We start from the raw sequence: 5,104 nt of genomic DNA, 5'->3' as shown, positions 1-5,104 counted from the left end.
CGACTAAAAGTTTCGTCTCTAAAGTTGCTTTTTGATAGCTTTTTTTTCGCCAGTGTTCATTTTGTGTTTTCATAAGTGACTATAATTAAAGGTTTAATTTTTAGTCAACCTATTTCAGGAAAGTTCATTTCTCAAATGTGTGGCAACGGTTTTGTATATGGAAAGTTGCGTGTTTGCGTGCGAGGATTTTCCGAAGGAAAATCAGACGTAGCAAACGTGCAACGACCTTTTGATTTAGCTAAAAATAGCAATTTTTTATATACGTTGTTGTAAAACGTTTTTTTATTCCGTTGTTATACTTTCAGTAATTCTTGTCCAAATATTAGCTACTTCAATGTGATTATAAAACATTACCCAATTCGTTTTTTCCGAAATCAGAGTTACATCATCAGAACTCGGATATAAAAAATCAGTCCAATATTTTATGAATATTTCTTTCGTTGTTTTCAGCGTAATGTTCCGATGCCAAGTTATTATTATTTCTTCGTCCCATTTTTCCAGAGTCAATTCGAGTTGGTTTCTAAATCGCTCAATTTTCTCATCACTTTCTGCATTCGCACTTATCCAATCCGTTTGAGTAAATTTTTCTCTTAAATTATATTCCTGTTCGAAATAGTCAATGACCTTATTCAGTCTTTTCGATTCCATTTCAGAAACTGGTTGAATTTGTTTGTTTTCAGATTCAGAAATATCAGGACAATGAGTTTTTTCAAATCTCCAGCCTAATTCAAATTCGTTTAAAGGAACTATTTCTCTATCGTCTACTTCTATGTTCAATGGTTGGTCAAAATGTTTTACAACGTGATTGTATATGGTTTGTTGCGTGTTTTAAGCACTAAACTAAGCAAATAAAAACCGAATAGAAAATCCGCGAGGATTTTCGTAAGTAGGCTAGAACTAGCAATAAATTATATACGGTGTTGTAACCAGTGCTTTATTCATTGTATTTATAAAATGTAATATTTTTATTAGTCAAATCTAATTTTACTAATCCGCTTCTAATTCCCATATAAACATTTTCGTTATCAACTACCGCAATTGAATTCGGATATAAACTTGACCAAAAAGTATTTTCAAAAATCAATTCTTTTTTAAAATTCTCAACTACATAAAAATTCTGATGTGTGGCTATTAATAACTTATTTCCATAAATCGTAAAAGCCTCTGGTGCATCGTCAAATTCCATTATGTTTTCGTAGGTAAAATTCTCTCCTTCTTTTTTTAATTCAAAAATTGCTCCTCTGCTATACGATAAATGAGCAAGTCCTTCTATAAAATAGATTTTGTCATTAAACTCAAAAACGAACTTGATATTTCCTTCTTTTATTTCTATTTCTTTTTTGTCTTTATCGTTCGGAACAAATGATAGTTTTCCACCCCATTCTCCACGATTAATTCCGATTATATTTCCACCATCTATTTTTAATTCCGCTGTATTTATTTCTTTTACTTTTTCGATATTCAGTTTATTGTCTATGATTTTTACACCAAATTCATTTCGAGCGTGATTCAATTCTCTCCATTTGTCAGTACTGACTTTTGGTATTTCAGTTTCGACAAGATTTTTCGGAATATCAACTTGAATTTGAGCACAAGCAGTCAAATTTAAAAGTAGAAAGACAATCATTAAAATTCTGTTCATCGTTTTTTCTCGCATTGGTTACAACGGATGTGTATAAGAATAGTAGGGCTGAAAAAGAGCGCAAACCATTCGGATGAACACAAGCCGAATTTTTAAATTTTTCTTATTATCTTTTTTGTTCAATAAGCCAAATTTAAAAATTTGGCGACCACGAAAATGTACTATTACCATTGGGTTAAGCACTCATTGCCCTATTATTTTTATACGTTGTTGTGTGCAGTTTTTATTCCGCTATTCTTTTTTTTAAGTCCATTCTTTCGTGTAATATTCTTGTTATTTCCACGTAGTTTTGGCTCAATGTTCTGTAAAATATTATATGACGATTTGATTTTTTTCCTAAGAGTTGTTTTGATATTCCCTCGTATTTTTTTCCTAAATTTGGGTTATCAGCAATTTCTTGACAATCATAAATAAGTTCGTCGTAATATTTGTCAGCTTGTTTTTCCGACCAAACCTCGAACGTATATTCCCAAATTTTTGATAAATCAGCAACAGCTTTATTTGTTAATTTATATTCAGCCATTTGAGTGCTTTTTGGCTTTTAGAGATGCAAGATGTTTTTTGGGGTCAAAATCGTGCGCTATTCCGCTGTCAATTCCTTCTTGGATTGCTTTTTTCAGAGCAATAACTTTACTTTCCTCTTCCTCCAAAAGTCTCAATCCAGCACGTATAACTTCGCTAACGTTTTTAAAACGTCCTTCGCTTATGCTACTTTGCACAAATTGGTCAAAATAATTTCCGAGTGATATTGATGTGTTTTTGTTCATTTTGAAACTAAATTTACTCAAATATACCAAAAATTGGTATTAAGGCAAAATTTTTCTCAAATTGCACACAACGTGTTTGTGTATGGTTAGTTGCGTGGTTGGGCAACTAAGTTAGCAAACTTTTACGAACCCGTGAAAATTCCGCAGGAATTTTCGCAAGTAGGCAAGAACCAAGCAATTAATTATACACGGTGTTGTAGGTAGTTTTTATCTTTTCATTCTGATTGTAATCGGGTATTCTTTTCCGCTGATTTTTGTCCATCCAACCACTAAAATCCAGTTAGGATGTAAACTTAAATTTATATTTAAATCATTATGTTCCATAAAATAAAGTGCAGTTTCATAATCATTTTGATTTTTTTCGTTAATCACAATTTGTCCTTTTTTTTCCAAATCGATTTCACGAGCATAGAATTCAGGCGAATAAATTCCGTAACTAAATTCAAAATCATCTTTTTCACATAATTCGTCAAAAACATTTTCATCTGACTTTATAGTCAAATTAATTATTTTATTGCCACTAATTTCAATTGTTGAGTTTTCGTGGTCAAATGAGAATTCATAATTTCCAATAGAAAACTCCTCTTTAATTTCTTCAGTTTTGTTCTTAAACAACATAATTTTATCTTATAAAAATACGGATTATTAGTCCAGCGATAATTCCGAATATTATTATAATTCCAAAACCTAAAATAGAAGGAATAAAACAACATTTAGATGTTCCAATTACGATTCCGATTATCAAAATTATGAAATACGGAATGTTCTTTTTGTTCTTAAAATACTATATCATTTCTGATTTTTCTTAAATTACCTACAACGTTGTTGTATAAGATTTGTTGCGTTGTTTGAGTAGTGAATTTACTAAATAAATTACGAACGGAGAAATTCCGGAGGAATTTCCTAAGTGAGCTAAAACCAGCAATAAAGTTTATACGGTGTTCTACACAGTTTTTCTTTCAATTTTATGTAATTTTTTATGACAATCTGAACAAACTGAAATTAAATCAGATAACTTTTCGTTAAATATATTTTCATAAGTCAAATGATGAACTTCTTCAGCTTTTTCCGACTTACATTCTTGACATAAAAAATTGTCTCTTAGTTTTACCTTTTCTCGTAGTTCCTTCCATTTATGACTCGTTAAATATTCGTAATATTTATACTGTTTTGAATTCCGATTATTATATTCAGACTTTTGCTCCGACAATTTTTGTCTTTCAAATTCCTTTTTTTCTTTAAATTCTAAAAAGCGTGAATTGCTAAATTCCGAACGTATTTTTTCTCCAAATTTTTTAATACTTAAAGGTTTGTTTCGGTTTGGTGAACTTCCACAACTAATACATTGATAATAAAGAGCAATAATTCCACTGGGTTTGTGGTCAATTGTTATAATCTCATTTCTTTCCTTGCAACAATCGTCAGAATTCGAGTAAGTCCAATATTTACAATTCGCACATTCATATACGTTCCAATGGTTGTAATTTCTTTCAACAACGATACTTTTTGAATTACATTTTGGACATTCTTGCATTTTCGTTTTTTAAATTGTGTAGAACGTTCTGGTATAAGAATAGTAGGGCTGAAAAAGAGCGCAAACCATTCGGATGAACACAAGCCGAATTTTTAAATTTTTCTTATTATTTTTTTGTTCAATAAGCCAAATTTAAAAATTTGGCGACTTAGCAAAAGTGCCTTGTCCATTGGGTTAAGCACTAATTGCCCTATTATTTTTATACGTTGTTGTGAGCAGTTTTTACTCCCAATTTTCTATGTATCAGCGATATAGTCGATAAAATATCTAATGCATCTATTTCGTCCATTTCCCAAATAAATTTCGGTGCGTGAGCTGTTACATTTCTAAACATTCCAAAAACTCCTTTAATCAAATTCGCGAATCCTTTGTGTTCACTTTTTTGGGTATCATTTTCCAAATCATTAATCTGAATTAAAGGATTTTTAATTGAAAAAGCTGAATCAATTAATTCCGCTCCATCACTTGTAAGTCCAGTTCTATTCCTAATAGTTTCTGCGATACTTTTAGTTGCCTCAAAAACTGTGTGAAAATAATTATCAGCTAATAATTCCGCCTCGCAATATTGAAAAATAGTTGGATGAGTATTTCTTTGTTCTAATTTGTTTTTTAACCGATTTGCTCTTTGTTCGGCATCCGTGATGGTTTTTGCTACGTTTGTCTTTGTAAATTTTCCGCTTTCAGTCAATTCCAAACTTATAAAACAGAGTCTTTTATTTAATTCAAATCTTAAAAACTCAAATTCTTCTTGTTTGCCTACAAAACGAGCAGGATTCATTGACTTATTTATAAATTTTAAAATTCTGTTGGAATATTGCACTTTGTTTTGGTGCTCAACAAATGCATTATATAATCTTCTCCATTTTGTATTAGTCGAATCCCAATCAGGAATTTGAACTTCAGCTAAAAACTTTCCGATTTCAGTTCCGCTTAAACCTCTTTCAGTATCTCCTAAAGTTTTGGATAAACCCTCCAAAACACTTCCTTCTATTGCTTTGATTTTTGTTGACACTCGGTTTTTTTTAAATTGCTCACAACGTCTCTGTATATGAGCAGTGCGGAGGAAGAATGGCATTAGCCATTCGGACGGACACGAGCTGATTTTTACAAATTTCGATTATTAATTTTTTTGGCAATAAGTCGAATTTGTAAAAATTCGGC

7 protein-coding genes are annotated in these 5,104 nt (G+C 31.0%); all 7 read right to left on the bottom strand.

Annotation, left to right across the window (positions count from 1 at the left end):
* Positions 1-282: 282 nt before the first annotated feature.
* The gene (locus GB234_RS14810) at positions 283-777 is read right to left on the bottom strand and encodes a DUF2947 family protein (RefSeq protein WP_172966905.1); all 495 of its coding nucleotides are present in this window, start codon (positions 775-777) and stop codon (positions 283-285) included.
* Positions 778-934: 157 nt separating this feature from the next.
* On the bottom strand, positions 935-1,642 hold the full coding sequence (locus tag GB234_RS14805; protein ID WP_151895355.1) for a hypothetical protein: 708 nt from the start codon (positions 1,640-1,642) through the stop codon (positions 935-937).
* A gap of 223 nt (positions 1,643-1,865) precedes the next feature.
* Positions 1,866-2,165 (bottom strand): type II toxin-antitoxin system RelE/ParE family toxin, encoded by a 300-nt coding sequence (locus GB234_RS14800; RefSeq protein ID WP_151895354.1) that lies wholly within the window; start codon positions 2,163-2,165, stop codon positions 1,866-1,868.
* On the bottom strand, positions 2,158-2,409 hold the full coding sequence (locus GB234_RS14795) for a type II toxin-antitoxin system ParD family antitoxin (RefSeq protein ID WP_151895353.1): 252 nt from the start codon (positions 2,407-2,409) through the stop codon (positions 2,158-2,160). The genes GB234_RS14800 and GB234_RS14795 overlap by 8 nt, the downstream gene beginning before the upstream one ends.
* 207 nt (positions 2,410-2,616) lie before the next feature.
* Positions 2,617-3,027 (bottom strand): hypothetical protein, encoded by a 411-nt coding sequence (locus GB234_RS14790; protein ID WP_151895352.1) that lies wholly within the window; start codon positions 3,025-3,027, stop codon positions 2,617-2,619.
* A 325-nt stretch (positions 3,028-3,352) separates the two neighbouring features.
* A complete protein-coding gene (locus GB234_RS14785; RefSeq protein ID WP_151895351.1) occupies positions 3,353-3,943 on the bottom strand; it encodes an HNH endonuclease in 591 nt (196 codons plus the stop codon).
* 199 nt (positions 3,944-4,142) lie between these two features.
* Positions 4,143-4,955, bottom strand: a complete 813-nt coding sequence (locus GB234_RS14780) for a TIGR02391 family protein (RefSeq protein WP_208997334.1) — start codon at positions 4,953-4,955, stop codon at positions 4,143-4,145.
* Between the last annotated feature and the right edge of the window lie 149 nt (positions 4,956-5,104).

Source organism: Patiriisocius marinistellae (assembly GCF_009014635.1).
Taxonomy (GTDB): Bacteria; Bacteroidota; Bacteroidia; order Flavobacteriales; family Flavobacteriaceae; genus Patiriisocius; species Patiriisocius marinistellae.
This window is presented reverse-complemented; position numbering and strand designations above follow the sequence as displayed.

What these genes read in the sequence shown, in the direction of transcription:
- GB234_RS14805 (WP_151895355.1), bottom strand. Translation starts at nt 1,642, where the DNA reads ATGAACAGAATTTTAATGATTGTCTTTCTACTTTTAAATTTGACTGCT.
- GB234_RS14800 (WP_151895354.1), bottom strand. Translation starts at nt 2,165, where the DNA reads ATGGCTGAATATAAATTAACAAATAAAGCTGTTGCTGATTTATCAAAA.
- GB234_RS14795 (WP_151895353.1), bottom strand. Translation starts at nt 2,409, where the DNA reads ATGAACAAAAACACATCAATATCACTCGGAAATTATTTTGACCAATTT.
- GB234_RS14790 (WP_151895352.1), bottom strand. Translation starts at nt 3,027, where the DNA reads ATGTTGTTTAAGAACAAAACTGAAGAAATTAAAGAGGAGTTTTCTATT.
- GB234_RS14785 (WP_151895351.1), bottom strand. Translation starts at nt 3,943, where the DNA reads ATGCAAGAATGTCCAAAATGTAATTCAAAAAGTATCGTTGTTGAAAGA.